Genomic DNA, 24,132 nt, shown 5'->3' on the forward strand with positions numbered 1-24,132 from the left:
GGCGGGTTATTTTGTTCTCTCACTGCTGAGAATATTTGAATCGCCATCGATGTAAAAACGCCATCGATTTAGACAGTCGGCATATACAACAATTTTGGACGGCGGACTGCTCAACTGTTCGGAAAGCCCCACATACTCGACCCTGTCGCAAATACGCTGTTTAGCGGCCTTCATCAAAGCAGACCTCTCTACAGCCTTAATGCGGTCTACGCCACTCTCCCCCCACTGCTCGTAGGTTTTCGGGTAGTGCTCTTTTGAGTAAGTGGAAAGAGCGGACTCATCAATAACAACTTCAGAGTCAGCTCTCTCTGAGTTGCCGCAACCAACAAGCACGCCAGCGAACAGCGCTAACAATCTTTTCAAGGTAGTTCTCCTTGGCAAAACAGCAGAATCTACCATGGCCCACCGACGTTACTTTAAAGGCGACCATCAAATTTCAGCAGCTTTGACCATCAGGAAAGCCTTGAACAGCTCAACCCCCTCCTCAGCCTGGGCCGCCTCATCTATTACTTGTTCTGGCTCTTCCCTCCACTTCGGCAAGAGGTCAACAGCCGAAACCTTGGCGCCCTGGGCCTGGAACACCGACGCAGCTATGATTGAGGTCTGAATATCGCCACGGGCATCGCTCAATGGCGACTCCTGGTTGTAGGACATCCAGAGGAACAGCTCTTCAGCGCTCATCCGCTCGCGCAGATCCTGAAGCGTCATACCAAGCCGGAGGGCCAGAGTCAGCATAAACGCCAACTCTGGCTCCTCCCTTAGCCTTTTCCCGCTGCGTCCACCGGATCCTCTGCACCGGCACCAGCAGCAACGCCGCTCAACTCGAACACCTTACCGACAAGGCGGTCATGCACCGGGCTGAAGGCCTCAGCGACCGCTGGCACGTCGTCATCCGTGAAGACTCGCGCATTGCTCTCATCGAGCAACGCCCGCACCAGGACAAACGCGTACAGCGGCGAAGAGTGGATTTCTACTCGAGGCTCAATCGGTGCACCTTCGGCATCCTCGGCTTCTGAGTTCTGGACAGGCAGGCCAGCATCCTGCCGCGCCTCTGCAACCGCCAACGAAGCTCGGCGACGGTACTCAACCCAGTCACCAGCACTCAACGCCCGAACGACCACTTGCGCGCCGTCCCATTCTTCGATGGTCAGGCGCTCATGCTTGAAGTTGCGCATCGGGTCCAGCGCCATGGAGCGAAGATCCACGCCGGCGGCTTTAGTCCGGGCCATTACGGAGCCCCCGGCAGGTCGAAGGATACGGCGCCGGTGATGCGCACGTTGAACGTGCCGTTCACGGTACCGTTCGGCGCAGCGTCCCAGGTGAACTGGGTGACCAGACCCAGGAACGTCGAGGAGGTACCGTCCTTGAACACCGACTTGAATGCGCGAGGCTCCGCATCATCACGCGCAGTACGCAGGACGGTCTGCGCTTCATCGTCCGCCTTCCAGTTGCCGGACATACTGAACGTGCCATTGTCAGCCAGGCCGGTAGTGAACTCCTTGGCCACGCTGGCGAGCACGGTAGTCTCGATCTCATCAGACTGACCGCCCTGGAACTGCGGCTGTTTAATGGTGACGGAAAGGTCGGCCCAGGTCAGGGTCGCGTCCTTAGGGTCAAGGGTGGTGGTTTTGGAAACGCTGAGGTCGGTACCCTGCGTCTTGACGAACTTGGCTCTGGTTGGGTTTTGAGCGGCCATATGGCCTCCTATGGTTGCAGGGTGTATTCCCAGCTCACGCTGAAAAGTTTGGTGTCGCTTTCAAATACGTCCGGCAGGCGGTCTGCGCTGCCGGTGGTGAAGTCGTCGCCGTCCGCTGTCATCGCAGTGAACGCCTCGCCGGCCAGGGTCAACGCCTGAAGGAAGCTTTCGCCCCAGGCGTCGAGCTGGATTGTCAGGTCGCTGGAGCCATCCCAACCGGCGAGCGTGAAACCGGTGGTGGCGCCCACCGTTTGAATAACCAGGCGAGGCTGGGCGGCATCCTCTGGCGCAACGCCGAAGTACACGCGCCCGTCGACCAGAGGCGTGAGCCTGTCGATGAGGGATTTCTCGATCATTGGGTTTACCGGGTGATGGCGTTGTCGATGCCTTCGGCCAACTTGTCAGCGACAGCCTTCTCAATCTCAGGAAGGCTGCCGTCCCAGGCCGGCCGGATGAAGGGGTGGGCCTGCATCTTCGAAGTGCCAAGCTCCAGGAATTTCCAGTAGAACGGGGCATCCCACTCGGTTTTGCTGTTGCGGCCTTTCTTTCCAGGGCGCTTGAGTGCCTTGGATTGTTTGCCGGCTGGCTTCTTTACACGGATGCCGGCGGTCGCGCCGCCCGGTGTATCAGCCTGCTTGAGACGCACCGCCGCGATGTTCTTCTTCAGCTTGCCGGTGCGAACAGGCGCAGTGCCACGCACCTTGTCTCTGGCAACGCGAGCGCCGGCCATGACGGCGTCCCGAACTACCTTGTTACCGACAGACTTGGCCAGCCGCTCGAAGTCGACCTGCAACTCGCCAAGCCCCAGAACTGTCAGCGATCCGTTGCTCATTTGGGTTTCACCGTTTTGCACATGAGTTTCAGCATGTCCCGCTGGTTGGTAGCCAGCGGCGCGATGATTTCGTAAGTGTTGCCGTCATGCACCAGGTGCTGGCCCGCCACCACGTCCTTGCGGTAGCGGATGTTGATCTCGGCGGTGACCGTGACCTGCATCTGTGACGCGGCCTCGTACATGCGTCCGGAGGGAATGTTGATCTCCGCCCAGAGCTTGCCCAGGTCTCCCCAGACCTTTGAGGGCTGGCCGAGGCCATCCTTGCCTTCGATATAGCCGCGCCGCATGCAGCGGTGACGCATTGGGCCAGCTCTCATATATTCACCCAACGATGAGGCTTCCAAAGCGCGTTGGTCGCCATTGGCAACTCAGCAGTGATAGTCCCGATCACCACAGCTTCACGGCCGCCGTACCAGTGCCCGATCAGTAAGAGCGCACCCTGCTGTATCGATTTGCTCAGTCGTAGCGCATTACCGACGGGATCAGGCAGGGCCTCGGCGGGATCGATTAGAGTCCGATTGGTCCAGGTCTCAAACGCGCTGAGAGCTGCATCCCTGTAGCCCTCAATTAGCGCATCCTCGTCGTCATGGTCGACCCGTAAGTGAACCTTGACGATGGACAGATCAATCACCCGCTGGGACCAGGGCCTGAAGCTCTGGCTTCTTCAGCGCCGGATCGAAGGCGATACTCTTGGCGGTAAGCCACTCCTTCAGCTTTGGCACTGTCATTTTGAGCGGGTCAGTTTCGGTATCAGCATCTTTCTGTGCTTGTACTGCCAGATCAATCTCATCCTGAGAGCTGCGCGATGCATAGCCCTCTGGCGGATAGTTGATCGCCAGGTAACCGGCCTCGACAAACTCAGCGATGGTCGGCCCGTCCAACTTCAGCCCTGAGAGACTTTGCTGATCGAGATAGGTGGCCACGCCCAGGTGCTCAACAGCCACCAGCGCGCAACGCTCCGAGACATCCTGCTCGCCAACAGGAACCTCAACTACATGGTTGCCATCCGCAGAGAATGGGAACGGCTTTTTCACAATAATGATCGGCATAAATCCTCCAGCAGGCTGGGCGCCCGTAGGCGCCCGCCCATTTAGGCAGCGGCGCTCAGGGTGAGAATCTTCACAGCCTGGGAGTCGACCAGCATGCCGCCGACGCGCTTGGTGGTGTAGAAGCCAACAAACGGCTTGTTGGTGTAGGGATCGCGCAGCACGCGGGTGCCAATACGGTCGACAACGGTGTAAGCACGCTTGAAGTCGCCAAATGCAATGGCGTTGGCATCGGCGGCGACATCCGGCATGTCTTCGTTTTCGGTGATGCCGTAGCCCAGAATGACCGACGGAGCGCCCGCTTCCAGGCCTGGGCGCCAGAGGTAGTTACCCTCGCTATCCTTCAGCTTGCGGACATAAGCAACGGTCAGGTTGCCCATCATCCAGGTGCCGTTGGCACGGTAGCCCGCCTTGAGGGCGTGAATCAGGTTGATCAGGCTGTCGCCAGTGATCGCGCCAGCGCTGCCAGAGACAAGCTTTTGCAGAACGCCAAACGCGCGGTCGTCGTCGGTCTTCAGGTCGAGGCCGTAGGCCAGCAGACCTTTAGGCTTGTTGACGCCATCACCCTTCAGGAAAGCATTACCTTCCTTCTCGGCGAAGTCGCGGGCAACCTCACCATTCAACCAACCCTCGGCATCGAAGAAGATGTCGTCAAGGCTGGTCTGAGTGGCTTGTGGGTTGGCGTACAGCTCACCCATAAACGCAGAGATGTTGCCCAGCTTCGGAGTATTGGTTGCCGGGCGCGCTTCGGTTTCGCCAACCCAGCCAGCACCGTTACCACCGAGGTTCACCAGACGCTTGTAGTCTGGACTGCCGACCGTGATCTGGTTGCAGACCTGGCGCATTGGCGAGGTGTCGCGCAACAGTTCGATGATGCTGCGATCCAGCTCTTCGGGAACGGCGAAGCCACCATCTGCATCAACGCCAACCTGCAATGCCTTGGCCTGCAGTTCGCCCAGGCCGGTCTCGATGCCCTTGCGCACGAACTGCATGAATGCGGTCTTGTGCTCACTGGCGGCCTTGGTGCCGGTACCGTCTGGGCGCTTGAGGGACAACAGCTCTTTTTCCAGATTGCTTTTCAGCTCATCCAACTCGCTCAACTTCTCGTTGAGGGTATCGACCTGGCCGGACAGCTTGCCCTTTTCGGCTTCCAAGCCATCGATACGCTTGTCGTTCTTTTCCTTGAACTCGTCGAACTTCTTGCCCAATGCTTCGGCAACGTCTTGTACGTCTTTGATTTCAACAGCCATGAGAGGCTCCTTACATTCGATCAGATAGGGTTTTGAGGAATTGCAGTGCTTCGTCGGCACCCGCCTCTCGCGGTGAAACTGCGCCGTAGCCCTTGGCCATAAAGGCCTTGGCCTGGGAGCCAGAAAACCCAACCTCTCGAAGGGCTCGCTCCACTTTGCTGGGCGGCGGTGTTTCGCCGCGGGCCAGCAGAGATTTCACATCAGTGATCCGGGCCTCGTCGTTGGCCGGGAAGGTGACCGGGGATACTTCCCAGAGGTCGATAGCCTTCAGCAGCCAGATGCCCTTTTCCTTGTCGTATTCGTAACCGCCGTCTTCGAGCATGTAGCCGATGGATAGCCCGGTAAGGCTTCCCGCCTTCATGTGCCCGTGCGCTCGCTTGGCCAGCGGGTCATCATCAACAAGCAGTCGGCCTTTGACGTACAGGCCCACGTCGTCCTCGCGCATCTCTGTGTAGATGCCGATCGGCTCGCTCATTTGGTGCTGCCAGAGCATCGCCGGCAGGCGGCCTTTCTCTTTCCATCTGGCCAGGCTTGCGGTGAATGCGCCGCGCACAACAACATCGCTGTAGCTATCCTCGACACCAAACACGGAGCCATAGCCTTCGAACTCGCCGCTGTCACTGACCTGTTTAATGGTCAGCGGCACGTCAAGACGCTGTTTTGTCTGCATCGTCGGCAGCCTCTGGTTTGGTGGTCATGTTCATTGGGGTGAGATAGATGTCGCCGCCATCACGGGGGTTTTCGTCCTCCAGCTCGCGGCAGTCGTTAGGGCTCAAAATCCCCCACTGAATACCCTTGCCGTAGGATTCGTATCGCCCTTTAAGATCGCCGCGCATCAGGGCGCCGGCATTGAACTTGGCGTAGTGAGTTAGGCGATCTTTCTCGTTGAGTAGCCCGACCCGAATGCGGTGCTCGATGCGGGTCATGATCGGAACCAGTGAGTAGTTCACGAAGCTCATACCCATGTGCTCAATGTTGTTGAGCGTCATCTTTTCCATGCTGGCCACCAGGTGCGGCGGCACGCGGAACAAGCCGCAGATCTGTGCCTCGGTCAGCTTCTTGGATTCGATGAACTGGGTGTCCTGGGCGCTGAGGCTGATTGGTTTCCAATCCAGCCCCATCTCCAAGATCATTGGTTTATAGGCGTTGGCCACTCCCATGTGCTCGCCCTGAAACTCCGTCTTGAGCCGATCAAACGCTTCGGGAGACAGCTCCTGCTCGGTGCGCAATACGCCACTTGTAACGGCGCCATTGGTAAACAGCTTGGCTGCATGGGCGTCCATAGCCTGACCAAGACCAAGCGCCTGGCGGGCATAGGCAATCGGGTTAAGCCCATTCAGGCCATCCAGCGTGAACAGCCGAACATGCCAAATTTCATCCTGCGTCAGAACCTTGGTGCCTGACTTGAAGTTGACGGTGTACTCAACCGTCCAGTCGTCCTTGAGCTTCGGTCTGACGATGTCTGGGTTTAGTGGTAACAGCTCGCCCACATTCCCCAGCGCCGAGACCTTGTAGGCATAGAAGTTACCGCGCAGACACAGACAGGCCACCAGCAGCTCCCAGAACTCCTGAGCGGTCATGTAGCTGTTGGGAGCCATGGTAATGAGCGGGTAAAGCCGGTGGCCGGTAGCAGGCAACCGGACTCGATCGGTCTTTTTGAGAAGCTGACAAGGAAGCATCCCCATCGACTCCGCCAAGACTCGGACACAGTTGAATACGACTAACTGTTGCATGGCGCTATTCGTAGTGACGCGCTGTCCTGAGTTGCTCTCGTATCCTTCTCCCAGGGCTTTAGCGAGCTTCTCCGAAGTATCGATTGCCTGGGAGGCGCTCTTTCTTCCAAGGAGTGATCGAAGCATTACCGACTACCCCGCACTATCGAAACAACAGACAAGGTGATCAGGAGCGCTCCGCAAACAGTCAGGGCCAGAGGTTCACCCATCCATGCCCACAAACCCCGGGTCAGCAGGCCAAGCCCAAGTATCCCGATAACGTCAGGCAGGGCTTCCTTCAGCGCAGCAAGCTTTGGCGCCTTAATTTCATCGGTCATAGGGTTCTTAGTCCGTGCTTCATGATGTGGTCGGAAAGGGTGCCTTCCACTTTCGGGTTCGTTGCCATCAGCGAAACCGCGCAGAACAGAGCCATTAGCGGATCGATCTTTGCCGAGCCGCTGGCCTGCTTTGTAATCAAGATTGAATTGCCCTTGGGCTCGACCCTTGCGTTACCGCAGCACCAATTCATCAAGGGTTGGTCGGCATGAATAAGCCCGCCCTCGGCGAGCTTTCGCTCAGTGGTCTTGATCGCCCCGCCGAGTCGCCAGCCCTGGCTAACGCCGACAACCTTCTCTTGACTGACCTCTCGCGCAATGATCGCTTCGAGAATGGCGCCGATTCCCGCCGGGTCGAGCCCGACCTGATGCAAAAGGCCAGAGGCTTCAACCTGCTCAACAATGTCGGCGACCTCGGCCACGTCATCGCCAATATGCTCAACCATCACTAAGTCGCCGCTGCGGGCATAGTCGTGAAGGTTCGCCGCAATGTCCTTGCGCCGCTCAAGCACTGATGGGTGCGCCCATGCCCTGCACCAGGCCAACCACTCACGGGTATCCTTGTCCCGCCCCAAAACCGCCAGGCCTAGCAAGTCGTCAAGGCCGCCACCGTCGATGCCGATGGTCACGATTTCGCTGCGGCGGAGGATGTATTCCAGCGTCACGCGCTCACGCGCCTGCGCCTCCCAGAACTCAGCGCCCGGCCAGCGATTGCTTAGCAGTGCCAGGCCAATCTCTACGTTCATGTGCTTGGCCAGGAAGTCTCGGACGGCCTCTTCGCCAGCCTCTTGGGCTTCCTGGTACTTCTGCTCAATCACTTGCTGATCTACCGAAACACCCCAGTTCGGGTTGGTCACGTAGGCGTTAGCTAGATCCTTGTGCAGGCCTTGCTCAATCATCCGTTTCGGGAATTCGTAGATGATTGGCAAAAATCGTTTGTCGATGATCCTGCCGTCGCGCACGCCGCGGGCATAATCCAGCTTGGCTTTGAACACGCCAGCGGGTGGTGACGCCGACTGCGTCGTGCAGTAGAAGACAAAGCCCTCTGGCCGAGATGCTAAGCCGCCCGTTGCCTCGGTCAGCATGTTTGCCGACTTGGCCTGCTTACCGAATTCGTGAAGCTCATCGATGAATACGCCGATGGCCTTCTTGCCGGTGACCGTCGCGCTGTCTGCGGCCACCACCTTCAGCGTCGCCTGATTCAACCGGTCGGTGATCAAGCGAAGGTGTTCTTGCTCATGAAAACGCGCCTCCAACTCCTCATCCGCCTTGATCATGTCTCGGATCGGCTTATAGGCGTTGTCAGCGGCTTCCTTGGTTGGCGCCAGGATGATGAACTCACCTGAAGGCCTAGCATTTAGTATCAGCGCGGTAAGCATGATCCCGGCAGCGATAGTGCTCTTGCCGTTCTTTTTGCTGACCATCAGGAAGAAGTTGGTGATCAGTCGGCGCCGGGTCTCAACGTCATAGGCGCCGAACAGCACTCCTACCAACTCCAGCACCCACGGTTCGCATGTTTCGCCCATCAGGGGGCTGCCAATCGCATCAACCATCCGCAAGTTGCAGAACACGTCGAGCGCGTCATCAGCTTGATCTTGGAATATCGGGAGCAGAGGCATGATCGACTCTTGATCGACAATGCGCGCTTCCCAGTCTGGGCAACTGGTCGTCCAGCTCATCACTTAACCGCCTTTAGCTGCCCCGGCTTACGCAACGCAAACCTGCCCGAGTTCACCTGCTCGGCGGCCTCCTGCACTTGCTCCTTCTTGCCCTTCTCCCCAGGCTTGCTGACCGTGAAACTTGCCAGCGCCTTCGCTGCGTCCAGGCGTAACTTAGGATCGGCCTCAAGGTCATTCATCATGCCCTTGAAGAACTCCAGCGGGTCGGCGGCAGCTTTTGGGATGTAGGGGTCTGGATCGCCAGATGGTGCGACTGTCGCCGCGACAGACTTAACAGCCGTCGACCGCCCTATCGCCGCCTGAACCTCCGGATCTTTTTCGAGCCGAGATGCCGCCTGCGATGCAGTCTTTTCGGGGCATCCAGCAGATATCGCTGCCTGCTTCTTGCTTTCACCGGACAGCCGCGCTTCGGCGTACCGGCGCTTTTGTTCGGTTAACGCCATAGTTAACGGATCCTGTTAACGGGAATAAAATCTACGAATGGGAGAGGGTGAGGTTTCCGAGCAAAGGAGGTCTGAGGTTTTACCCCCTCCCCCCCCTTGTGGCACGCCAAAGCCCCGACCCAAGCACCATTTCGGTGCGTCGTGACCTGGCAGGTTCAGGGCGCCTCAGTCGATGTCTTGGATGCGTGGCAGCCCTTCTTGATGCGCTGGCCATCGACCAACTCGAAGCGCACACAGAGCACCTGGCAGTTCGCCTCGACATCCTCACCACCCATGAACAGCGGAGTCTTGTGGTCCAACTCGAAACCATCAGGGAAGTTGACCACTCGGCCGCAGGTAGCGCAGGTTGGATCTTGTCGCCACACAGCCAGGCGCCGGGCCTGGAGCCGGCGACCAGTGATTCGCCTGTCAGCCACGACGTGAACCTTTAAGGTTTGGATTGCGGCCATCTTCAGTGATGACCTGTGCATCTTCAGCTTGGCCATCACCAGCCTCCTGCCATCTTGGCACCGACCACTACACCAGCAATGAACACCAGCACGATCAGCACTGACGCAAGACTTGCGACGTGGGCGGCGTTCGGGGTGCGCATGGGTGGTGATGCTGGTGGCGCAGGGGCAGGATCTGGCCGGCGAAACCGCAGCCCACCATTCGGAACATACCGATCAGGCTCCAGCACCAGGTGACCGTCGTTGACCAGGGTTTCAACCAGGCGCATCGCCTTCCTCTGCTCCTCGTTGGGATTGAAGCGCGGGCGACCCGTTAGAACTCCCATGGTGAATCCTCATGATTGCGCGCCACGATTTGGCGCATTCGAAAACGTGGCGCGGATTATTCGGCCTTGCCGAAGACATAGCCGCGTCTCGCCCAGGCATAAGCCACCACACCGGCATGAAGCATCACGCCGAACGGGTTGACCCAATGCCCCTGGATGGCAGTCACGAAGGCACCGAACGCACCAATGGCGACCAGGTAGAAGGCAGCGCACAGTAGCGGCTGATCGACCGGGCGAATCCGGCGAAGGTAGTCACACGCAGCCAGGGCCACCAATACGCACAGAAGCGCATCGAATACCCCCAGCGCTGAAACAAGGATGCTGTTCATGTCAGGCACCTCGCGCAGTCGGGAACGACCCCGCTGCTGCTTTGATTGCCGGGATGATGTTCATCGCTGTCAACCCAAGCACGAATGCCACGCCACACAACAGATCATCAGTCACTGCCATCTCAAGCTTGGGGGCGAGCCAGATCGTTACGGGCTGCGTCAGGTACACCGAGAACAGGAAGCCGGTGAGGACAGCTGAGGCCGCCTGCCACCGGGTCAAGTCCCTCAAGAAACCCAGGGATAGGATCGAGCCGATGAATGCAGCCATGACCACGCCGTACTTGACCAGCACTACGCTGGCGGCGGTGCTCGCTGGTTCTGCCATTGGTCTCTCCAAAATAAATAATACAAAATTGTTGTATAACCACAAAAACGTTGTATACTGGATTCATCCAAACAACGAGGCGAGGTGATGAAGTTCAGCGAGTTCAGACGATGGTTGAAGGCCCAAGGGGTGATCTTCGAAGCAGGCAAAGGAAGCCACTTCAAAGTCACCGCCCCAAACGGCAACAGAAGCACCTTCGCGGATCACGGCTCCAAGGAAATGCCGGAACCGACCCGCAAGGCGATCATTAAACAACTGGGGCTCTGAGAGCCCCTTCACCACATCTGAACGCTGGGCGATCACCTCCAAGGAGTGACCATGTACAACTACGCAATCCGTTTTGAGCAAGACAGCGCACCAGGGCTGGCTGTGTTCTGCCGCGATCTGCCAGAGCTGAACAGCTACGGCGACGACAAAGAACACGCCATCAGTGAAGCGGTGGACGCAATTGAAACAACTCTGTCCATCTACGTGGATCAGCGTCGAGCGATCCCAGAGGCGTCCGCGCCACAACCAGGCGAACAAGTCATCTACTTGCCAGCCGTTACCGTGGCGAAGATCGTCCTCTGGAACGAAATGATGGCGCGGGATATGCGCAAGGCTGATCTGTGCCGGCTCTTGGGCCTGGCCCAGACTCAGGGCGACCGTCTTGTCGACTTCCTCCACACGTCGAAAATGGAAGCTATCGAGAAGGCGCTGGCCGCCCTGGGCAAACGCTTGGAGGTTTCTGTCCTGGCTGCCTGACTGTTCTAACCCCGGCGCCAGAGTAGGCCGCCCTGGCGCAGCTCGGAGCGGATCACGTCCTTCACGTCATCGGCAAAGCTGGCTTTGAACTGCTCGGAATCAGCCAGAAGCGGCTCGTAGAGTTTGGTTTCCCGGATGACAGCAGCCATTCGGTCTAGCGCCGCGTTAACGCCGCCAGCCTTCAACGCAGCGCCCGGTTCCGACACGGTGCCGGTGTAACCGCCAGCGCACATGCATGGGCCGAACCAGGCGCCATGGAGCCCCTCGCTTGTGGCCATGCCTTCCGCGAGGAAGTCCTCGTTAATGTAGACCTTGCCGCCCTCGACCTTGAATGGCTTAGTTTGCTCGGGTTCGCGCAAGTCCAGTAAGCCGGTCAACTGGGCCCGAACAACACCATCATGGGTGATCGTAAGAACGCCATCCAGGAGCTTGATACCAGACCCGCCGGCCTTGGCCTTCTCCTGCCGCGCTTCAACTTCTTCAGCCGTTTCGCGGCGCTGGTAGGTCAAGGTGGTGCGGTGGTCAGTGCCATCACGATCAAGCCAGAAACCCTCGGCCGTGAACTCAGCGCTGTCTCGGTACCCTTCGGGGATCTTCATTACCTGGTCACCAATGAACTTGTATCGCTCGATGGCGTTCCTTGGAAGGTCGCTGTCGGACCATTCGCCGGCGATGACGGTGACCAGTTGCGGGTCGCTCGGTAGGCTTCCGACCTGGAGCCGGAGGCTGTTCAGCTCAAGCTCGCCCGTCCTGAAATCGATCCTCAAACCGGACATGCCCTGCACGTAGTCATGGGATTGCAACGAACCGGACATTTGCTGTGCTCCAGAAACGACGAAGGCCCGCCGACATGGCGAGCCTTGAAATAGGTGTGAGGGTCTTTCCCCTCGGTCTGCTTGAGCCAGCCCCAATAGCACAGGAATGAGCTGCTCAAACTGCCGGTGTTCTTCCGTAACGCGTGACTACCGGCTATACCGCGTCCAGGCCCGCCCGAAGGCCCACCCTGGCTATGGCTTCACGCTACAAATTAGTTTTTCTCGGAGGGGAACCGGATGGCGTACAGCTCTTCCTCGCCAGCATCATTGCGGCGGTACTCGCTGGACGTTTCACCGGTGATCCCCTTCAGCTGGAGATCACCACCATGTGCTTCGAGGACGGCTTGAAGGCTGATGATTAGTTCGTCGATGGTCTTGGCCATGGGGCTCTCCAATTGAAACGAAAAAGCCCAGCACGGTGGCTGGGCTCTGAATTTTGGCATAAAAAAAGCCCGACTCAATGGCCGGGCTTTCTCTGTTTGGGCGTCATCCTGTGATGCACCAAACCGCAGGTTCGAAATCTACGCGGTCACTCGGTCACTGTCAAGCAACCTGCTGAAGCAAAAGACCGCGCTCCTCGAGCAGCACCTCTACAGCTATGTGCGCCGCACTCACCTGGTCATCCAGCCAGCGCTTGGTGATCGAACGCCAGCGGCGTAGCGTCCTTTCCGGCGTGCCATCGGCATCCCAACTGTGCAGCACATAGAACGACCCCGGTAGCCCGTTCCGCCTCTCCGGAACCATCCAGGCCATAACGCACTTGGTCTTGAAAAGTTGGTGGGCGGGACTGACAACCCTGGGGGTGAGATACGCGGCGGCGATCCTCACCTCATTCTGGTTGATCGAGTACTTGCCCACCAGCGCCTGCCACTGGATCTCCGGTAGCGCTCGCTTGATGGTCGCCCGGGTCATTGAATCCTGAGTCAGCCGCTCCTCCGGGGATAGATCATCGCTTACCGACCCTCCGGGCAACTCATCATCGAAGGTGGCTTTGTACTTGCGCTGCCATGAGGCCTTTTTCGTGCCGTCGTGGATCTCGATAGACATCACCCGACTGATGCAGTGTGCAGCATCGCGATAAACAGTCATGCAGCCCTCCGAATGCGGCGCGGTGGTGGGTTGTCGTCCAGGCCAAGCAGGTTGCGCAACAGCTTGTCGGCCGATTTGCTCTTGGCGTTCCCCTCTGCCACCCAGCGCTTGCAGTAATCCCCAAACTCGATATTGACCCGGGTTGCGTGCCAACTGGCGACCATATCCAAGAGGCAGGCCATGGCTGCAGCGCCGCCAACCTTCTCCTGGGCCAGCCCCTCGCCGGCGATCTTCAAGAACTTGCGCTCATGTTCCTGCAGGCTTTTGCGCGGCAATGCCGCCGTCACGTTATTCATTTGCGGCACTCCCGAGGCTTTTACAAACCTCCACTATGGTTAATTGTCGAATGTGGTCGCACGCCTTGTACGGCGGGGCCTGTAGGGGATTCCGTGAATCTCCGAATCTAACGCCTGTCTGCACGGCATCTGAGCCTTGGTCCATCCGGTCTAACAGGTCAGAACTTCTCATCGTTCCTCCTCCCCTTGTACTTGCTGGCGAGTGGGCGGCCCATCTCGACCTCTTCCTCTGATGGATACGGGTTGCCGATAAGCTCAACAAACCGGTGATAGGCACCCTGGTGCTGCACGCGGCATGAGCCCGTGGGCCCGTGCCTGTTCTTGTCGACGATCAGCTCTGTGACGCCAGCCTTTCCGGCGTCGGATTCACCATCGCGATGCACCAGGATCACCACGTCAGCGTCGGCCTCGATCTGCCCGGAGTCGCGCAGGTCGCTTTTGGTCGGGCGCTTATTGGGGCGATTGCTCGGGCCTCGGTTGAGCTGGGCCAGCACCACGATGGGCACCGCCAGCTCTTTTGCCAGGCGCTTCAATCCTTTGCTGATCTCGGTGACCGTTTCGTATCGGCTGGACGACTTGTTTTCGCCGTTGACCAGGCCGATGTAATCCAGGGCGACGAACGCCAGGCCGTGTTCGCGCTTCACTGTGCGGCAGATCTGCCGAATGTCCCGCAGTGTCAGCGACGAGTCGTCGCACATGATCAGCGGGGCATCCATCAGCTTGTTCACCGCCGAGGTTAGGCCCGGCCAATCAGCGTCGGTCATCGAGTGTCCTTCGCTGATGTGCTTGAGCTGGACGCCACCCACCGAGGCCAGGGAACGGTTCGTCAGTTCCACGTCCGTCATTTCCAGCGAGAACACCAGCGACGGCTCGTTCTTGACCAGGGCGACACGCTCGGCAATGCCCAGGCCCAAGGTGGTCTTGCCGCTACCGGGCGTCCCGGCTACCACCACAACGTGGCCAGGGCAGATACCTGGGATAAACTCATCCAGCGACGGTAGGCCCGTATCAAACCCAAGGCTTGCAGTCCGATTGAATCGGCGATCAACGCCATCGATCGCTTCGGGCAGGATGTCCTTGATGAACCGGTACCGGCGTCGTGAGTCGAGCCCTTCCGCCTCAAGCGACACCCAAGCCTGCTGGCCCTGACTCAGAACATCGTCCAGCGGCTCGCCATCGATCAGGCGCTGGCTCATGATTCTCGCGGCGGCGATAACCCGGCGAGCCACAGAGCGCTGCTTGACGACCCGCGCGTATTCGTCAAAGTTCGCGGCGCTCGGTGTGTTCTGCACCAGCAGCCCCACAACGGCCACTGAGCTTTGCCCGTCAGCAAGGAAGGGGCGAGCCTCGCAGATGGTCACAACGTCCACCGCGCGACCTCTGGAGCGCAGCCCCAGCACCACTTCGAACAACTCGGCGCAGGCGGGATGGTGGAAATCCGCAATGGACAGTTTCCCCCCGGCCTCATCGATCAAGTCAGATTGCTGGATCATGCTGCCGATCAGGGCGTATTCAGCCTCATGGCTGTATAGCGCCGAGTCGGGAACCTGCTGGTAGGACGATGAAGAGTCGTCAATTTCAGGGTAAGCCATCATGCCAAGCCTCCCGACCGCGCCGACTTCCAGGTGAATGGCGCCAGCAGCCCACCATTTTCACGCAACCGGTCAGCTGCGCGTGGACCGATGAAGCTGTGCAGATCCTCAGGTTTCTGATTGCTCACCAGGATGGTCGGTTTGATCAATTGGTAGCGGCGGTCGACCACCTCATGCAACAGGCTTGGCGTGAAGTCCTTGCCAGCGCGAACGCTATGCACGCCAACCTCATCGATCACCAGCAGATCGACAGATGCCAGCTCGTTGATCAGATCCGTCTTGGATGGCCCCGAGTTATTGCGGAAGCTATCGGTCACGGCCTGTGTGATCGACTCCGCGGTGACGATCAACCCGGTATACCCACCAGTGTGGACAACGTGCTGCAGGATCGCGCAGGCCAGGTGCGTCTTGCCGGTACCGATCTCGCCCATCAGCATCAGGGCGCGGCCGGCGGTCAAGTGATCCTCGAAGCCCTCGGCGTACTTACGGCAGATGCTCAGCGCGCGATGCTTGGCCTTGTCATCGTCAGTTACGTAGCTGTCGAGGCCGCACTTGCGAAAGCGCGGCGTGATGCCGGTGGCTATGAGGTCGCTGTTGAGGCGCTCAGCTTCAACTTGGGCCACGGCCTGCAAATGTTCCTCGCGATCCTTTGGCGTGTTGTACAGCGCTTGCCAGCGGCAGGCCGGGCAGGTGTTGAGCTTCCACGATCCGTCGAACTGCTCCACCAGCGACTGCTTGAACGCGTTGTGCCCTGGAGTACCGCACGACTTCTCACGGGTTTCAGCCAGTTCCGGCGCCAGGATGAATTTAGAAACGGTCATTGGGGTACATCTCCTGGGTATGGGTAGGCACGCTGAGGACGGCGCTCTGGCTGGAGTGGTGCGTGGCGCCATATGCGGGCTTAAGTTCGTCAGTCCAGCGCTCACCATTGATCCAGGTTGCGGCGTTCGGGATGTAGCGGCCGTTTTCCTTGGCCCAGTCCTCGGAAACGCAGTGGCTACCCAGAGCGGTGATCAGGGTCTGGCGCAGCTCATCGTTCGGTTTCAGCTTCGCCCATGCCTTGATCGCTTCCTTGCGAGCTTTCTTCTTCGGGTACAACTTCCAGAACTGTTCAAACCCTTCATCCAAAGCCACTTTTTTAGCGCCTGATGCCGAAGTGTTTTTAATGCTCTTTGTATTGTTGCTCTGTGTATTGTTCCCCTGCGTGTTTTCCGAAGGGGGTTCACCGTCTTTTCCGAAGGGGTTCGCAGCGTTTCCCGAAGGGGTATTCGGAAAACCGAAGGGGTCGACAAGTCGCAGGCGGCGCTCGACTACGCGCTTGCCTTCGCGGATCAATTCGACACGCAGGTGCCCCTTATCAACCAGCCCGCTGATGATCTCCGAGACTCGCGAGATCGAAAGATTGAAGAACTCGGCGAAGTGCGCGTTGGTCGCGTAACAACCCCGTGCGCCAGCCTCCAGGCTGGATATTTCACCCAGCATTACCTTCTCATTGGGCGACAGCGTGCGATCAAGCCAACGTTCCGCTGGAATCCATACGCCCTGGAATTTGCGTGGAGTATCGACAGTCATAGGTCCAGCTCCCGCGTTACCCGGGCAATGAACGCGTCATAGCTCTCGGTCATGACCACGCCGCGATCCTCCAGGGCGCCACGCGAGGCCTTCGCCATGGCGTAGACCTCCCAGCGGTCGCGCTCAGGTAGGTGGCGGCAGTTGGAGTAGTTGGGCCAGGGGCCGGCAACTACTTCGGCAGTGGTGGCGGTAACTACGGGGATTCCGGTAGTTGATTCCGAGGGAGTAGTCATTGCGCCTTCCCTCCAGCGACAACCGTCAAGGTCGGTGGGAGTTTCGGACCAAATGGCGCGCCAGGTGCGAACGGATCAGGCAACAGGTCGCGCGGGCACTCCTTGAGGAAGTCCGCAAAGGCCAGGTGGCAAGCGTTAAACAGTGGAGTGTCGTTCCACTCTTGCCTGCGGCGAGCGGCGCTCTCCTCGACCGCATGGGCAAACACCAGATCCGAGACCGAAGCGCTCCCATCCATCCTTACCTTCTCACGCTCGACGGTGTTGACCTCCAACAGGTCGCACAGGCGGTCAAAGCCCAGACCGTCCGTGAGCCCTTCGGTATCGAGCATCAACGAGCGGCCAAAGCCAGCCAACACTTTTCGCAAGTCGTCAAACTGCTCCTTGCGATGCTGACTTGATTGCTCCTGGAGCTCGTAGATCTTGTTTGCCGTGAAGGGAAGGTGATGGCGCAACTTGCCCGCTTCGCGGCGAAACGCCCGCCTCTCCGACCTAATAGCGTCGAAACGCTCGCCGAAAACCCGGCAGATACGGCGGGTGGTTATGAGACTGGTGCTCATGCTGGCACCGGGCTTTTGTGCTATGCGGACAAGTTCACGCACCAGGCTGAAGCCCGCGGGTAACTGCTCGGTACTGCTGTGTCGTGCGTTCATGCGGAAGTCCTCTGGCGCAGCTTGAAGCGGCCTTGCTGAATATCGGGATGGGTGGCTCGCTCAGCGGTCACCAACGTGCACTCGGTGACGAAGCGGTCGAAGCGGCGGGTGATATCGGCCTTTGGCCAGATGGCGTACGGCTGCGCGCCGTCGTCAGCGTGATTACTGCGCACCATGGCGAACGGCAGCGGCGCACCGGGGATGTCGCGCATCACTGCATTGATCACCCAGGGCGGAATGCCGTGACGAAGGTTGATGCGCTCGCGGATCGTGGTCATCGACTCAAAGCCGGCGGGCCTTGAGTCGAGGTAGCGAACCTGCTCGACGTTGGCCACCCGGGTTTCGATCCGCTCCAGCGCCACCTGCTGTTCCCGCTGCTGGCGCTCGACAGCCACCAGGTGGTTCGCGTTGGCGGCGGTGATCTCGGCCTGGGTCATCGGGCGAGCGGCTTGCTCTTCCAGTTCGCGCCAGCGCTTGATCACCACCATCCGCATGGCTGCGCTGTAGCCCGTAAGCAAGCAGTCAGTGTGCTCACGGTCGAGCAGGTACTCGGTTTGCTCACGGTTCATGCTGTCCAAATAGATGGCACGAAAACCCGTGGCATCTTCTTTTAGGTCGGCGAGCATCTTCTCGATGTCTGTCGTCACATGAAAATGACGCTTGCCAGTGAGCTCCGCAATTTCGCGGGAGGACATGGTGACGGCATCGCCGCCTTGGAATTTGGCGATGGTCATCAGGGTGTCTCCCGGTCAATTTCTTCAAGGTCGATCTGCATCTTGAGCTTCCAACCTTCGAGGTTGGTCTCCCACTCCTCGCAATGCTCATCGCCAATACGAGCGAGCTCTCGCGCCACATCGCCTTCTGGCAGGAGTTTCAGCACTGCCTTGAACAAGTATTTCGCGTTCCGGAGCGCGTACTTCGCTACTTCCATATCGTCCAAGGCTTCGTTGGCTACATCCATCAAAGGACGGCAGGAGGCACGCGCGAGAGGTCGTTTGGATTTAGGGATAGAGGTCTTCACAGTTCACCCCCGGTCGAAGGATCAACGGAGGCGGCAGCGCTATAGATCAGCGCCAGCGCAGTCTCGGCGGCGAAGAAGGTCAACGTGGCGAGGTTCGACACCTCGGGCGTGCACATCAGATCGCGGAGACCATGAACAACCGCTTCGAGGTATTCGGTTGCAGCCTCAAGCGAGTCATGAATCGGCACATCGCCGGCCGCGCTGAGAATTTCGATATTTCCGCGCACGCAGAAAGGATGCTCGAGGGTGAGAAGATCGGTTTTCATGCCTGCTCTCCCACTACAATTTCGGCGCGCAGGCCATAACGAACCTGCTGAATCAGCGCGTTCGCGGTACTGGAAATGTGAGCCAGCGCCCGAAGCTCTGCGCAAGTCACAGGGTCTCCGTTGTTATTGGTGCTAAAGTCCAGGCGATCGCAGAGGGTGGTCAAAGCGAGGTTGAGATCACTGGCAAGAGCGAGTGACTGCTCAATATCTCCGCCCGCATGGACCTGGAAAAGGTCGTTGTCGATGCCGCCAAAATCGATGCTCTTGAGCGCTACGGCTTGCAGTTGCTCTTTGGTGATCATTGGGCACCGCCTTGGCGTTTAGCCGCCATCACGGAACAAATAGTCGAATCCATTAACGCCCTTGAGGTCTCAATCAGAAAGCGAAGTCCATAGATGGCATTCGTCTCAAGCCCTTCGTCAGTGAGAGCGGTCATAATCTCCTCGACAGAGCCAAGCAGCATTGAGGCGGAATTCAAAGCTTCCTCGCAGTCCTGCCCAGGCTGAACAGCAAGCAGAGGGCGCGAGTGAATGCCGTCAGCACTAACGTCTTGATGGTAGAAATCCGAGTGAGTGGTAAGCAGCACCTCTTGCGCTACAGGTGGTTTGTTGCTATTTTTTGGGTGCATGAAATCGTTCTCCAGAACGAAGATTCAAAAAAGTCCATTGGCGTGGACTGGTTAAGAAGGCTCGCGAATGCGGGCCTTTTTGTTGCCTGCGATTTAGCCGGACAACAAAAACTGGGATGGTTCGTGCTGGCTCATGCCGGGTTCCTTTTCATTGGGCAGGCAAAAGCCAACCATTGGAAGTCGCTGAACAGGCCCTGGCGAGGGCCTTCCCTTTACACTGCAAACGTGCAGCTTCGGACCATACCCACTTATCGAGAGCCTCAGGAGGGGCGAGTTTCTTATCTGTAATAGTGGGTAGGTACTGCCCCATTTCTGAGCTTTGCCCTGCGACTGAATGAATGGTCCGCTCTCGGCTCCATGATTTCTTTTAATCTTGTTTAAAGAATTGCTATGGCAGCCTGCAAAAGATTCCGCATGCGGAAACTGGACGGTCCGATCGCCACTGTCTTGCGCATTGTTGCAGCGCGCCTGGGCGGCCGTGGTGTCAGCCCTGTTTAAGACGTCACGGGCGCACAGCGTCGGCAGCGGGAATGAGCAGGCCGTCATGACAAAGCCTGCAAGCGTGGTTGGTCTGGACGATTTAATTCGAGCGTCATCTGAAGCAGATTGAGCTTCCGCTCGACCTCAAGGCTAAGAGTGGGCTCGTCACGCCGCCACTCCCACAGGCCACGGCCGTGAGCGCTAGCCAGCGACTTTCGGTCATTGAATTTCTTGCAGGTGCGATTGAAGTCTTCAAGCGCAGATGGCACACGGTGCAAAATCTCCTCGATACGCGAGTCACACCACACCGAAAATTTCGCACTGAGCCAGCGGGAAAAGTGAATGGCAAGTTTAGGGTGGAGCCAGGTGCCCCCGCCACGATCAACCCGCGCCTTACTGGTTTTTACATACCCGGAATTCCGGGTATCTAGAATTTTCGAGTCGGCACCGGTCAGATGCTCATCAAGCGCCTGGATGTACTCCAGGGTTTCTGCGTTATCCAGCCAGTGGTCGATACGCTTACCGAAACGGTCGGCCAGCTTAGTGGCATGAAGCCACCCTTCAATGCTGAAGCGAACGGGCTTTCCAAGGTAGTCGAACGGGATGACGTTGTTCATCAGGCCACCTCCGCACTACTGGACAAAACACCAGCACCGACAGCGGACTGATGGGCGGTCGGGTTTGGGCGTAGAGTTTCGTTCAGGGTCGGCGAGGATTCCGGGTAGATTTCAGGGCTTAGTAACGACCTCGATATCCCGGTGGCGGCCTCAATCTTCAAAACATGCTTCGCGGGAACCTTACCGGTTGCACACATCCGCTGAACGTTTTGCGGCGTGCATCCCAGCACTTTTGCAAGAGCTGTCTGACTTCCTACAACCTGAACTGCAGAATTGATTGCATCGATATTCATTGCCTGTCCCTGCGGACTTATGACGATGCGCACAGGCTACAGTTGAAAACTGATACATACAAACATTTTTTGCAGTGACCACTACAACAACCGACTGTACTCTTAACTCTATGAAAACTACCGCTCAAATAATTTCCGAAGGCCGCGAACGAGTAGGGTTGAGTCAGTCCGAGCTTGCTAGGCGGCTGGGCATCACCCCTCAATCGGTACAGGCATGGGAGTCCGGCAGGTCTACACCTAGGCCAAAGATGCTGAGTTCGCTTTCGCATGAGCTAGGAATAACTCCGACAGCCCTTATCTCGTCGGTGCTTGATTCAAAACCGGGCGATGAAACCAGCAAAGCCTTAGCGTTGCTTGGAGAGGCTTACGAGGATCGCAAGGCCGAATTAGAGGCGACTCTTGACGGGCCTATCTCTGCGTGGGATGACGAAACGCCACTCGATGACGATGAGGTTTACGTACCTTTTCTCAAAGAAGTTGAGGTATCAGCAGGATCTGGGCGAACCGCAGTAGAGATGTCGAGTAAGCGCAAACTGAGGTTTGGTAAAGCCACACTGCGAGCCCAGGGCGTACAGTATGACAAGGCTGTATGTGTAACTGTGCATGGCGACAGCATGAGCCCCATTTTGCCGGATGGCAGCACAATCGGCGTTGATACGGGATCTACAGTAGTCCGCGACGGGAAAACCTACGCGATAAACCAAAGTGGCCACTTGCGAGTGAAGACGCTGCACAGGCTGCCTGACGGCGGCATTAGACTGCGCAGCTTTAATCGTGAGGAGTATCCAGACGAAGAGTACTCCTTAGAGGAAATGGACCAGAGAGATATCAGTATCATTGGGCGCGTCTTCTGGTCTTCCGTTTTGTGGTAAAGGTGCGCCCGAAAAAAAATCCAGGACTTCCTGGTTTTTTTTCGTCTTGATCTACAGTTTTTATTTGCAACATACAAAATATGGTTGTAAATTCCACTCCATCGCACCCCAGCATGGAGTTCATTGCATGACCACAGCATCCTCGATCACCGCTCACGGCTTCATCGGCTTTCTCGGTCGTGGTGCAGCTCCGCGTGAATTGGAATGCCTGCTGGCCGTTGCTGGTGGCGCTACCGGGAAGGAAGCCGCCAAGGCGCTCGGTATCAGCGAGGACAGCGTCAAGAAGCGTTTACTTGCATTGACCACAAAGCTCGGCGTCACCCGCCGCGCCGCCCTGGTAGCCGAAGCATTCAAGCGCGGCTTGATCTCCCCTGCCGCCGTACTGGCGATGATTCTGGCCATCCACGGGGCATCCAGTACCGATGAGATGCTCAAGATCCGCCGTGGTGGTGAGCGCAAGACTGAACTTCGCATGACGGTTCGTCGTGCCGAATCCAGCCAAGTCGCATAACCCAGCCCTGAACTTCTAAGACAGGATCAGCCCATGATCAGTGTAACCATCGCGATTGATTCCGAGGCTGGCGAGATGTCCGCGCCGAGCGTCCATGTTGAGAGTTCAGTGCCGAAGCTGACCACGCTTAAAGAGCTGGCGGACAAGATCAAAATGGATCGCAGCGCGGCCCGGCGTTATGTGATGCGCCTGGGGTTCGAGCCGAAGCGCGCACGCACGGCCTCCAGTGGGTTCCAGGAAGCGCTGACGTTCACACCCGATCAAGTTAATCAGATCGTCAAGGCCCGCACTCAAGACGGTTACCTTTAATCATGCCCATAGTCGGAGGCAGCATGAATCTTCAAGTGACCACATTTCGAGGCGAGCCACGGATTGATAGCCGTCTGATCGCCATGGACCTGGGCAACAACCACAAAAGCACGATTGAGCTGATTGATCGGTACGAGCCGAAGTTTCATCGGTTTGGCCATCTTCCGTTTCAAACGGAGGTTGGTAAGCGCGCCCAAGGCGGCGGTAAGGCTGAGCGATTCGCGCTGCTCAACGAAGACCAGAGCTATTTCTTGCTCTCGCTCACACGCAATAGCGAGATTGTTGTCGACCTCAAGGCCGATTTGGTCATGGCCTTTCGTGAGGCACGCAACAAGGAAACTGTCAGCAACTTGCAGTACCTGCCGCTGTACAAGGAGATGCACGACGAAGTTAAAGCCCTTGCACTTCGCGCAGAAGAGCGCGGTAGCACCACGCCAGAAAAGATTTTCCATATCAACGCCAACAAAGCGATCAATTCGGCAATGGGTATTGCCGCTGGCCAGCGTGAAAGTCTGACCCTTGATCAGCAACTACTGCTGACAACTTTGCAGGCAGTGTTCCGTAATCAGCTCAAGGCCAGTCTCGATGCTGGCGAGGGCCACAAGGAGGCAGCCAAGAAGGCAAGGGACGCAACAGTAGAGTTCGTCAAGTACGCCGGATCGCTACTTATCGGTAGTTCCAGCACACAACACTAGCGCCACCAAGCAAAACCTCAACTTTCATTGATAGCCAAGTTATCGGCGCGCCCTCGGCTTGCCTGGAGAAAACAAATGAAGTCTATGCGAGTTACACCTACACGGCTTTTCTTAATTTTGACAGTGATGCTTTCCTACATCACTGCCTCGGGTATTTGGTTGATCCACTTCGCTCCAAATCTGATCGGAAGTTCATCAGAGTTTGAAGTTGTTGCTGGCTTCTTTGGCGTTTCCGTTTGGTTGATTGCCTCTGCGTGCCTGGCCTTGAGCGTGATCGGCCTGCCCGCGACCAGTCGTGCGCCAACCGATTCGATGCACATCGACGACCGCGTGAAGATGGCAGCGAACGCCAAGCGCTACGAATGGCTGCGCGACCGGAACCGCGTCACCGATATCGATACCGCGCTGTGCGTTGCGCGTTATGACACCGTGTTCTTCGGCCACGACCTAGACATGAACGTCGACGATGAAATGCGCCTGGCCCGCCTGGAGGAGTTGCACCCATGCGCGAACTGATCACCATTGCCCTGCTGCTGATCGTTGGCCAGGCCTCCGCCGGCGAGCAACTGATCGATGTCCAGCACGACAGCGCCCGAGGCGTCACCTGCTGGATCTTGAACAACACCGGGATAAGCTGCTTGCCGGATAGCTCGCTTCAGCACCAGCAGCAGGCCACCCCCTCAAGCGAGGCGGGCCGGGCCTCTCAGGCCAGTTCATCGGCTGAAATCGCCCCATTGCAGGCCGCCCCCGCACCAGGCGACGAGAGGTTCCAGCTATGAGCAGCGAAGCAAGAGTAGTGACGCACCGTAACCGTGCCGGCGAGCTGGCCAACCTCGGTTCTCGCTTGGTCCGCCTGGGCCAGATGCTGCAGGACGACCAGACCAAGATCGGCGAACTGATGCGCCTGGCCCAGGAGTGCCGCTTCAATCTGAACCTGCATGTGGCGACTGATTCGGATGGGCGCGGCGATGATTAGTGAAAGTGTCGCGACACCATCCGCGTATAACGAAGACGTGTCGCGACACGA

At 58.0% G+C, this 24,132-nt stretch carries 43 protein-coding genes; 10 read left to right on the top strand and 33 right to left on the bottom strand.

Going from position 1 to position 24,132, the window contains the following annotated elements; all coding sequences use genetic code 11:
- Positions 1-6: 6 nt before the first annotated feature.
- The 18 genes from HBR94_RS10380 to HBR94_RS10465 all read right to left on the bottom strand — a co-directional run bounded on the left by HBR94_RS10380 (position 7) and on the right by HBR94_RS10465 (position 10,422).
- Positions 7-363, bottom strand: a complete 357-nt coding sequence (locus tag HBR94_RS10380; RefSeq protein WP_170044708.1) for a hypothetical protein — start codon at positions 361-363, stop codon at positions 7-9.
- A gap of 66 nt (positions 364-429) precedes the next feature.
- Positions 430-735: a DUF4035 domain-containing protein gene (locus HBR94_RS10385; protein WP_222932001.1), complete on the bottom strand. Its 306-nt coding sequence runs from the start codon at positions 733-735 to the stop codon at positions 430-432.
- Between the two features lie 23 nt (positions 736-758).
- Positions 759-1,229: a phage tail assembly chaperone gene (locus HBR94_RS10390; RefSeq protein ID WP_170044709.1), complete on the bottom strand. Its 471-nt coding sequence runs from the start codon at positions 1,227-1,229 to the stop codon at positions 759-761.
- Positions 1,229-1,696 (bottom strand): phage tail tube protein, encoded by a 468-nt coding sequence (locus tag HBR94_RS10395; protein ID WP_170044711.1) that lies wholly within the window; start codon positions 1,694-1,696, stop codon positions 1,229-1,231. The genes HBR94_RS10390 and HBR94_RS10395 overlap by 1 nt, the downstream gene beginning before the upstream one ends.
- Before the next feature lie 8 nt (positions 1,697-1,704).
- The gene (locus HBR94_RS10400) at positions 1,705-2,052 is read right to left on the bottom strand and encodes a DUF3168 domain-containing protein (RefSeq protein ID WP_170044713.1); all 348 of its coding nucleotides are present in this window, start codon (positions 2,050-2,052) and stop codon (positions 1,705-1,707) included.
- 5 nt (positions 2,053-2,057) lie between these two features.
- Positions 2,058-2,528: an HK97-gp10 family putative phage morphogenesis protein gene (locus HBR94_RS10405; protein ID WP_170044715.1), complete on the bottom strand. Its 471-nt coding sequence runs from the start codon at positions 2,526-2,528 to the stop codon at positions 2,058-2,060.
- Positions 2,525-2,830 (bottom strand): phage head closure protein, encoded by a 306-nt coding sequence (locus tag HBR94_RS10410; RefSeq protein WP_262383380.1) that lies wholly within the window; start codon positions 2,828-2,830, stop codon positions 2,525-2,527. Before HBR94_RS10410 ends, HBR94_RS10405 begins: the two co-directional genes overlap by 4 nt.
- A gap of 11 nt (positions 2,831-2,841) precedes the next feature.
- Positions 2,842-3,159 (bottom strand): head-tail connector protein, encoded by a 318-nt coding sequence (locus HBR94_RS10415; protein ID WP_170044717.1) that lies wholly within the window; start codon positions 3,157-3,159, stop codon positions 2,842-2,844.
- Positions 3,152-3,577 (bottom strand): HeH/LEM domain-containing protein, encoded by a 426-nt coding sequence (locus tag HBR94_RS10420; RefSeq protein WP_170044719.1) that lies wholly within the window; start codon positions 3,575-3,577, stop codon positions 3,152-3,154. Before HBR94_RS10420 ends, HBR94_RS10415 begins: the two co-directional genes overlap by 8 nt.
- A 41-nt stretch (positions 3,578-3,618) precedes the next feature.
- A complete protein-coding gene (locus tag HBR94_RS10425; RefSeq protein WP_170044721.1) occupies positions 3,619-4,824 on the bottom strand; it encodes a phage major capsid protein in 1,206 nt (401 codons plus the stop codon).
- 10 nt (positions 4,825-4,834) lie between these two features.
- Positions 4,835-5,494, bottom strand: a complete 660-nt coding sequence (locus HBR94_RS10430; protein ID WP_170044723.1) for an HK97 family phage prohead protease — start codon at positions 5,492-5,494, stop codon at positions 4,835-4,837.
- Entirely contained in the window at positions 5,472-6,683 is a 1,212-nt protein-coding gene (locus HBR94_RS10435; protein WP_170044725.1) for a phage portal protein, read from the bottom strand. Before HBR94_RS10435 ends, HBR94_RS10430 begins: the two co-directional genes overlap by 23 nt.
- Positions 6,684-6,870: 187 nt before the next feature.
- On the bottom strand, positions 6,871-8,550 hold the full coding sequence (locus HBR94_RS10440) for a terminase large subunit (protein ID WP_170044727.1): 1,680 nt from the start codon (positions 8,548-8,550) through the stop codon (positions 6,871-6,873).
- Positions 8,550-8,993: a terminase small subunit gene (locus HBR94_RS10445; protein ID WP_170044728.1), complete on the bottom strand. Its 444-nt coding sequence runs from the start codon at positions 8,991-8,993 to the stop codon at positions 8,550-8,552. Before HBR94_RS10445 ends, HBR94_RS10440 begins: the two co-directional genes overlap by 1 nt.
- A 155-nt stretch (positions 8,994-9,148) precedes the next feature.
- On the bottom strand, positions 9,149-9,478 hold the full coding sequence (locus HBR94_RS10450) for an HNH endonuclease signature motif containing protein (RefSeq protein WP_170044729.1): 330 nt from the start codon (positions 9,476-9,478) through the stop codon (positions 9,149-9,151).
- Positions 9,478-9,768: a hypothetical protein gene (locus HBR94_RS10455; protein ID WP_170044662.1), complete on the bottom strand. Its 291-nt coding sequence runs from the start codon at positions 9,766-9,768 to the stop codon at positions 9,478-9,480. The genes HBR94_RS10450 and HBR94_RS10455 overlap by 1 nt, the downstream gene beginning before the upstream one ends.
- Before the next feature lie 56 nt (positions 9,769-9,824).
- Positions 9,825-10,097 (bottom strand): hypothetical protein, encoded by a 273-nt coding sequence (locus HBR94_RS10460; protein ID WP_170044730.1) that lies wholly within the window; start codon positions 10,095-10,097, stop codon positions 9,825-9,827.
- 1 nt (position 10,098) lies between these two features.
- Complete coding sequence (locus HBR94_RS10465) at positions 10,099-10,422, bottom strand: peptidase M48, Ste24p (RefSeq protein ID WP_138454224.1); 324 nt, start codon at positions 10,420-10,422, stop codon at positions 10,099-10,101.
- Between the two features lie 87 nt (positions 10,423-10,509).
- Between HBR94_RS10465 and HBR94_RS10470 the strand changes: the two genes are divergently transcribed.
- Positions 10,510-10,689 carry a type II toxin-antitoxin system HicA family toxin gene (locus tag HBR94_RS10470; RefSeq protein WP_071486899.1) on the top strand — a complete coding sequence of 60 codons (180 nt, stop codon included), beginning with the start codon at positions 10,510-10,512 and terminating at the stop codon, positions 10,687-10,689.
- Positions 10,690-10,740: 51 nt separating this feature from the next.
- Positions 10,741-11,166 carry a type II toxin-antitoxin system HicB family antitoxin gene (locus HBR94_RS10475; protein WP_170044731.1) on the top strand — a complete coding sequence of 142 codons (426 nt, stop codon included), beginning with the start codon at positions 10,741-10,743 and terminating at the stop codon, positions 11,164-11,166.
- A 5-nt stretch (positions 11,167-11,171) separates the two neighbouring features.
- Here the strand turns inward: HBR94_RS10475 and HBR94_RS10480 are convergent, their stop codons facing one another.
- The 13 genes from HBR94_RS10480 to HBR94_RS10540 all read right to left on the bottom strand — a co-directional run bounded on the left by HBR94_RS10480 (position 11,172) and on the right by HBR94_RS10540 (position 19,002).
- The gene (locus tag HBR94_RS10480) at positions 11,172-11,981 is read right to left on the bottom strand and encodes a hypothetical protein (protein ID WP_170044732.1); all 810 of its coding nucleotides are present in this window, start codon (positions 11,979-11,981) and stop codon (positions 11,172-11,174) included.
- Positions 11,982-12,193: 212 nt separating this feature from the next.
- Positions 12,194-12,364: a hypothetical protein gene (locus tag HBR94_RS10485; protein ID WP_170044733.1), complete on the bottom strand. Its 171-nt coding sequence runs from the start codon at positions 12,362-12,364 to the stop codon at positions 12,194-12,196.
- Between the two features lie 160 nt (positions 12,365-12,524).
- Entirely contained in the window at positions 12,525-13,070 is a 546-nt protein-coding gene (locus HBR94_RS10490; protein ID WP_170044734.1) for a hypothetical protein, read from the bottom strand.
- Positions 13,067-13,366, bottom strand: a complete 300-nt coding sequence (locus HBR94_RS10495; protein WP_099167751.1) for a hypothetical protein — start codon at positions 13,364-13,366, stop codon at positions 13,067-13,069. The genes HBR94_RS10490 and HBR94_RS10495 overlap by 4 nt, the downstream gene beginning before the upstream one ends.
- A gap of 158 nt (positions 13,367-13,524) precedes the next feature.
- Entirely contained in the window at positions 13,525-14,961 is a 1,437-nt protein-coding gene (locus tag HBR94_RS10500; RefSeq protein ID WP_170044735.1) for a DnaB-like helicase C-terminal domain-containing protein, read from the bottom strand.
- Positions 14,958-15,779, bottom strand: coding sequence for an ATP-binding protein (locus HBR94_RS10505; RefSeq protein WP_170044736.1), 822 nt, complete (start codon positions 15,777-15,779; stop codon positions 14,958-14,960). Before HBR94_RS10505 ends, HBR94_RS10500 begins: the two co-directional genes overlap by 4 nt.
- Complete coding sequence (locus HBR94_RS10510) at positions 15,766-16,530, bottom strand: helix-turn-helix domain-containing protein (protein ID WP_170044737.1); 765 nt, start codon at positions 16,528-16,530, stop codon at positions 15,766-15,768. Before HBR94_RS10510 ends, HBR94_RS10505 begins: the two co-directional genes overlap by 14 nt.
- Positions 16,527-16,763: a hypothetical protein gene (locus tag HBR94_RS10515; protein WP_170044738.1), complete on the bottom strand. Its 237-nt coding sequence runs from the start codon at positions 16,761-16,763 to the stop codon at positions 16,527-16,529. Before HBR94_RS10515 ends, HBR94_RS10510 begins: the two co-directional genes overlap by 4 nt.
- Positions 16,760-17,413: a hypothetical protein gene (locus HBR94_RS10520; RefSeq protein WP_262383381.1), complete on the bottom strand. Its 654-nt coding sequence runs from the start codon at positions 17,411-17,413 to the stop codon at positions 16,760-16,762. Before HBR94_RS10520 ends, HBR94_RS10515 begins: the two co-directional genes overlap by 4 nt.
- Positions 17,410-18,147, bottom strand: a complete 738-nt coding sequence (locus HBR94_RS10525) for a Rha family transcriptional regulator (RefSeq protein ID WP_262383382.1) — start codon at positions 18,145-18,147, stop codon at positions 17,410-17,412. Before HBR94_RS10525 ends, HBR94_RS10520 begins: the two co-directional genes overlap by 4 nt.
- The gene (locus HBR94_RS10530; RefSeq protein WP_170044739.1) at positions 18,147-18,434 is read right to left on the bottom strand and encodes a hypothetical protein; all 288 of its coding nucleotides are present in this window, start codon (positions 18,432-18,434) and stop codon (positions 18,147-18,149) included. Before HBR94_RS10530 ends, HBR94_RS10525 begins: the two co-directional genes overlap by 1 nt.
- Positions 18,431-18,700 (bottom strand): hypothetical protein, encoded by a 270-nt coding sequence (locus HBR94_RS10535; RefSeq protein WP_170044740.1) that lies wholly within the window; start codon positions 18,698-18,700, stop codon positions 18,431-18,433. Before HBR94_RS10535 ends, HBR94_RS10530 begins: the two co-directional genes overlap by 4 nt.
- Complete coding sequence (locus HBR94_RS10540) at positions 18,697-19,002, bottom strand: hypothetical protein (protein ID WP_170044741.1); 306 nt, start codon at positions 19,000-19,002, stop codon at positions 18,697-18,699. Before HBR94_RS10540 ends, HBR94_RS10535 begins: the two co-directional genes overlap by 4 nt.
- A 224-nt stretch (positions 19,003-19,226) precedes the next feature.
- Between HBR94_RS10540 and HBR94_RS10550 the strand changes: the two genes are divergently transcribed.
- Positions 19,227-19,616: a hypothetical protein gene (locus HBR94_RS10550; RefSeq protein WP_170044664.1), complete on the top strand. Its 390-nt coding sequence runs from the start codon at positions 19,227-19,229 to the stop codon at positions 19,614-19,616.
- Between the two features lie 254 nt (positions 19,617-19,870).
- Here the strand turns inward: HBR94_RS10550 and HBR94_RS10555 are convergent, their stop codons facing one another.
- Both HBR94_RS10555 and HBR94_RS10560 read right to left on the bottom strand, forming a co-directional pair.
- Complete coding sequence (locus tag HBR94_RS10555; RefSeq protein WP_170044743.1) at positions 19,871-20,425, bottom strand: KilA-N domain-containing protein; 555 nt, start codon at positions 20,423-20,425, stop codon at positions 19,871-19,873.
- Entirely contained in the window at positions 20,425-20,718 is a 294-nt protein-coding gene (locus HBR94_RS10560; RefSeq protein ID WP_170044744.1) for a YdaS family helix-turn-helix protein, read from the bottom strand. Before HBR94_RS10560 ends, HBR94_RS10555 begins: the two co-directional genes overlap by 1 nt.
- Before the next feature lie 110 nt (positions 20,719-20,828).
- Between HBR94_RS10560 and HBR94_RS28900 the strand changes: the two genes are divergently transcribed.
- From HBR94_RS28900 to HBR94_RS10595, 7 genes are all read left to right on the top strand, one after another.
- Positions 20,829-21,590 (top strand): helix-turn-helix transcriptional regulator, encoded by a 762-nt coding sequence (locus HBR94_RS28900; protein ID WP_170044745.1) that lies wholly within the window; start codon positions 20,829-20,831, stop codon positions 21,588-21,590.
- 127 nt (positions 21,591-21,717) lie between these two features.
- Positions 21,718-22,101: a helix-turn-helix transcriptional regulator gene (locus tag HBR94_RS10570; RefSeq protein ID WP_170044746.1), complete on the top strand. Its 384-nt coding sequence runs from the start codon at positions 21,718-21,720 to the stop codon at positions 22,099-22,101.
- 33 nt (positions 22,102-22,134) lie between these two features.
- Complete coding sequence (locus tag HBR94_RS10575; protein WP_170044747.1) at positions 22,135-22,410, top strand: hypothetical protein; 276 nt, start codon at positions 22,135-22,137, stop codon at positions 22,408-22,410.
- 23 nt (positions 22,411-22,433) lie between these two features.
- A complete protein-coding gene (locus HBR94_RS10580) occupies positions 22,434-23,105 on the top strand; it encodes a Rha family transcriptional regulator (RefSeq protein WP_262383383.1) in 672 nt (223 codons plus the stop codon).
- 75 nt (positions 23,106-23,180) lie between these two features.
- A complete protein-coding gene (locus HBR94_RS10585) occupies positions 23,181-23,621 on the top strand; it encodes a hypothetical protein (RefSeq protein ID WP_170044749.1) in 441 nt (146 codons plus the stop codon).
- Positions 23,609-23,884: a hypothetical protein gene (locus HBR94_RS10590; protein ID WP_170044750.1), complete on the top strand. Its 276-nt coding sequence runs from the start codon at positions 23,609-23,611 to the stop codon at positions 23,882-23,884. Before HBR94_RS10585 ends, HBR94_RS10590 begins: the two co-directional genes overlap by 13 nt.
- A complete protein-coding gene (locus HBR94_RS10595) occupies positions 23,881-24,081 on the top strand; it encodes a hypothetical protein (RefSeq protein WP_170044751.1) in 201 nt (66 codons plus the stop codon). The genes HBR94_RS10590 and HBR94_RS10595 overlap by 4 nt, the downstream gene beginning before the upstream one ends.
- The last annotated feature ends 51 nt before the right edge of the window (positions 24,082-24,132 follow it).

Origin of the sequence: Pseudomonas sp. WS 5412, assembly GCF_012985615.1 — a bacterium.
In the GTDB taxonomy this organism is placed as follows: domain Bacteria; phylum Pseudomonadota; class Gammaproteobacteria; order Pseudomonadales; family Pseudomonadaceae; genus Aquipseudomonas; species Aquipseudomonas shahriarae.

Excerpts from the sequence above, each read along its gene's own strand:
- HBR94_RS10455 (WP_170044662.1), bottom strand. The coding sequence starts at position 9,768 with ATGGGAGTTCTAACGGGTCGCCCGCGCTTCAATCCCAACGAGGAGCAG.
- HBR94_RS10475 (WP_170044731.1), top strand. The coding sequence starts at position 10,741 with ATGTACAACTACGCAATCCGTTTTGAGCAAGACAGCGCACCAGGGCTG.
- HBR94_RS10405 (WP_170044715.1), bottom strand. The coding sequence starts at position 2,528 with ATGAGCAACGGATCGCTGACAGTTCTGGGGCTTGGCGAGTTGCAGGTC.
- HBR94_RS10385 (WP_222932001.1), bottom strand. The coding sequence starts at position 735 with ATGCTGACTCTGGCCCTCCGGCTTGGTATGACGCTTCAGGATCTGCGC.
- HBR94_RS10560 (WP_170044744.1), bottom strand. The coding sequence starts at position 20,718 with ATGAATATCGATGCAATCAATTCTGCAGTTCAGGTTGTAGGAAGTCAG.
- HBR94_RS10440 (WP_170044727.1), bottom strand. The coding sequence starts at position 8,550 with ATGAGCTGGACGACCAGTTGCCCAGACTGGGAAGCGCGCATTGTCGAT.
- HBR94_RS10445 (WP_170044728.1), bottom strand. The coding sequence starts at position 8,993 with ATGGCGTTAACCGAACAAAAGCGCCGGTACGCCGAAGCGCGGCTGTCC.
- HBR94_RS10490 (WP_170044734.1), bottom strand. The coding sequence starts at position 13,070 with ATGACTGTTTATCGCGATGCTGCACACTGCATCAGTCGGGTGATGTCT.
- HBR94_RS10520 (WP_262383381.1), bottom strand. The coding sequence starts at position 17,413 with ATGAACGCACGACACAGCAGTACCGAGCAGTTACCCGCGGGCTTCAGC.
- HBR94_RS10430 (WP_170044723.1), bottom strand. The coding sequence starts at position 5,494 with ATGCAGACAAAACAGCGTCTTGACGTGCCGCTGACCATTAAACAGGTC.
- HBR94_RS10460 (WP_170044730.1), bottom strand. The coding sequence starts at position 10,097 with ATGAACAGCATCCTTGTTTCAGCGCTGGGGGTATTCGATGCGCTTCTG.
- HBR94_RS10585 (WP_170044749.1), top strand. The coding sequence starts at position 23,181 with ATGAAGTCTATGCGAGTTACACCTACACGGCTTTTCTTAATTTTGACA.
- HBR94_RS10575 (WP_170044747.1), top strand. The coding sequence starts at position 22,135 with ATGATCAGTGTAACCATCGCGATTGATTCCGAGGCTGGCGAGATGTCC.
- HBR94_RS10495 (WP_099167751.1), bottom strand. The coding sequence starts at position 13,366 with ATGAATAACGTGACGGCGGCATTGCCGCGCAAAAGCCTGCAGGAACAT.
- HBR94_RS10485 (WP_170044733.1), bottom strand. The coding sequence starts at position 12,364 with ATGGCCAAGACCATCGACGAACTAATCATCAGCCTTCAAGCCGTCCTC.
- HBR94_RS10570 (WP_170044746.1), top strand. The coding sequence starts at position 21,718 with ATGACCACAGCATCCTCGATCACCGCTCACGGCTTCATCGGCTTTCTC.
- HBR94_RS10400 (WP_170044713.1), bottom strand. The coding sequence starts at position 2,052 with ATGATCGAGAAATCCCTCATCGACAGGCTCACGCCTCTGGTCGACGGG.
- HBR94_RS28900 (WP_170044745.1), top strand. The coding sequence starts at position 20,829 with ATGAAAACTACCGCTCAAATAATTTCCGAAGGCCGCGAACGAGTAGGG.
- HBR94_RS10450 (WP_170044729.1), bottom strand. The coding sequence starts at position 9,478 with ATGGCCAAGCTGAAGATGCACAGGTCATCACTGAAGATGGCCGCAATC.
- HBR94_RS10435 (WP_170044725.1), bottom strand. The coding sequence starts at position 6,683 with ATGCTTCGATCACTCCTTGGAAGAAAGAGCGCCTCCCAGGCAATCGAT.
- HBR94_RS10480 (WP_170044732.1), bottom strand. The coding sequence starts at position 11,981 with ATGTCCGGTTCGTTGCAATCCCATGACTACGTGCAGGGCATGTCCGGT.
- HBR94_RS10410 (WP_262383380.1), bottom strand. The coding sequence starts at position 2,830 with ATGCGTCACCGCTGCATGCGGCGCGGCTATATCGAAGGCAAGGATGGC.
- HBR94_RS10465 (WP_138454224.1), bottom strand. The coding sequence starts at position 10,422 with ATGGCAGAACCAGCGAGCACCGCCGCCAGCGTAGTGCTGGTCAAGTAC.
- HBR94_RS10535 (WP_170044740.1), bottom strand. The coding sequence starts at position 18,700 with ATGAAAACCGATCTTCTCACCCTCGAGCATCCTTTCTGCGTGCGCGGA.
- HBR94_RS10540 (WP_170044741.1), bottom strand. The coding sequence starts at position 19,002 with ATGATCACCAAAGAGCAACTGCAAGCCGTAGCGCTCAAGAGCATCGAT.
- HBR94_RS10500 (WP_170044735.1), bottom strand. The coding sequence starts at position 14,961 with ATGATGGCTTACCCTGAAATTGACGACTCTTCATCGTCCTACCAGCAG.
- HBR94_RS10470 (WP_071486899.1), top strand. The coding sequence starts at position 10,510 with ATGAAGTTCAGCGAGTTCAGACGATGGTTGAAGGCCCAAGGGGTGATC.
- HBR94_RS10590 (WP_170044750.1), top strand. The coding sequence starts at position 23,609 with ATGCGCGAACTGATCACCATTGCCCTGCTGCTGATCGTTGGCCAGGCC.
- HBR94_RS10595 (WP_170044751.1), top strand. The coding sequence starts at position 23,881 with ATGAGCAGCGAAGCAAGAGTAGTGACGCACCGTAACCGTGCCGGCGAG.
- HBR94_RS10505 (WP_170044736.1), bottom strand. The coding sequence starts at position 15,779 with ATGACCGTTTCTAAATTCATCCTGGCGCCGGAACTGGCTGAAACCCGT.
- HBR94_RS10420 (WP_170044719.1), bottom strand. The coding sequence starts at position 3,577 with ATGCCGATCATTATTGTGAAAAAGCCGTTCCCATTCTCTGCGGATGGC.
- HBR94_RS10515 (WP_170044738.1), bottom strand. The coding sequence starts at position 16,763 with ATGACTACTCCCTCGGAATCAACTACCGGAATCCCCGTAGTTACCGCC.
- HBR94_RS10580 (WP_262383383.1), top strand. The coding sequence starts at position 22,434 with ATGAATCTTCAAGTGACCACATTTCGAGGCGAGCCACGGATTGATAGC.
- HBR94_RS10425 (WP_170044721.1), bottom strand. The coding sequence starts at position 4,824 with ATGGCTGTTGAAATCAAAGACGTACAAGACGTTGCCGAAGCATTGGGC.
- HBR94_RS10510 (WP_170044737.1), bottom strand. The coding sequence starts at position 16,530 with ATGACTGTCGATACTCCACGCAAATTCCAGGGCGTATGGATTCCAGCG.
- HBR94_RS10390 (WP_170044709.1), bottom strand. The coding sequence starts at position 1,229 with ATGGCCCGGACTAAAGCCGCCGGCGTGGATCTTCGCTCCATGGCGCTG.
- HBR94_RS10395 (WP_170044711.1), bottom strand. The coding sequence starts at position 1,696 with ATGGCCGCTCAAAACCCAACCAGAGCCAAGTTCGTCAAGACGCAGGGT.
- HBR94_RS10555 (WP_170044743.1), bottom strand. The coding sequence starts at position 20,425 with ATGAACAACGTCATCCCGTTCGACTACCTTGGAAAGCCCGTTCGCTTC.
- HBR94_RS10525 (WP_262383382.1), bottom strand. The coding sequence starts at position 18,147 with ATGACCATCGCCAAATTCCAAGGCGGCGATGCCGTCACCATGTCCTCC.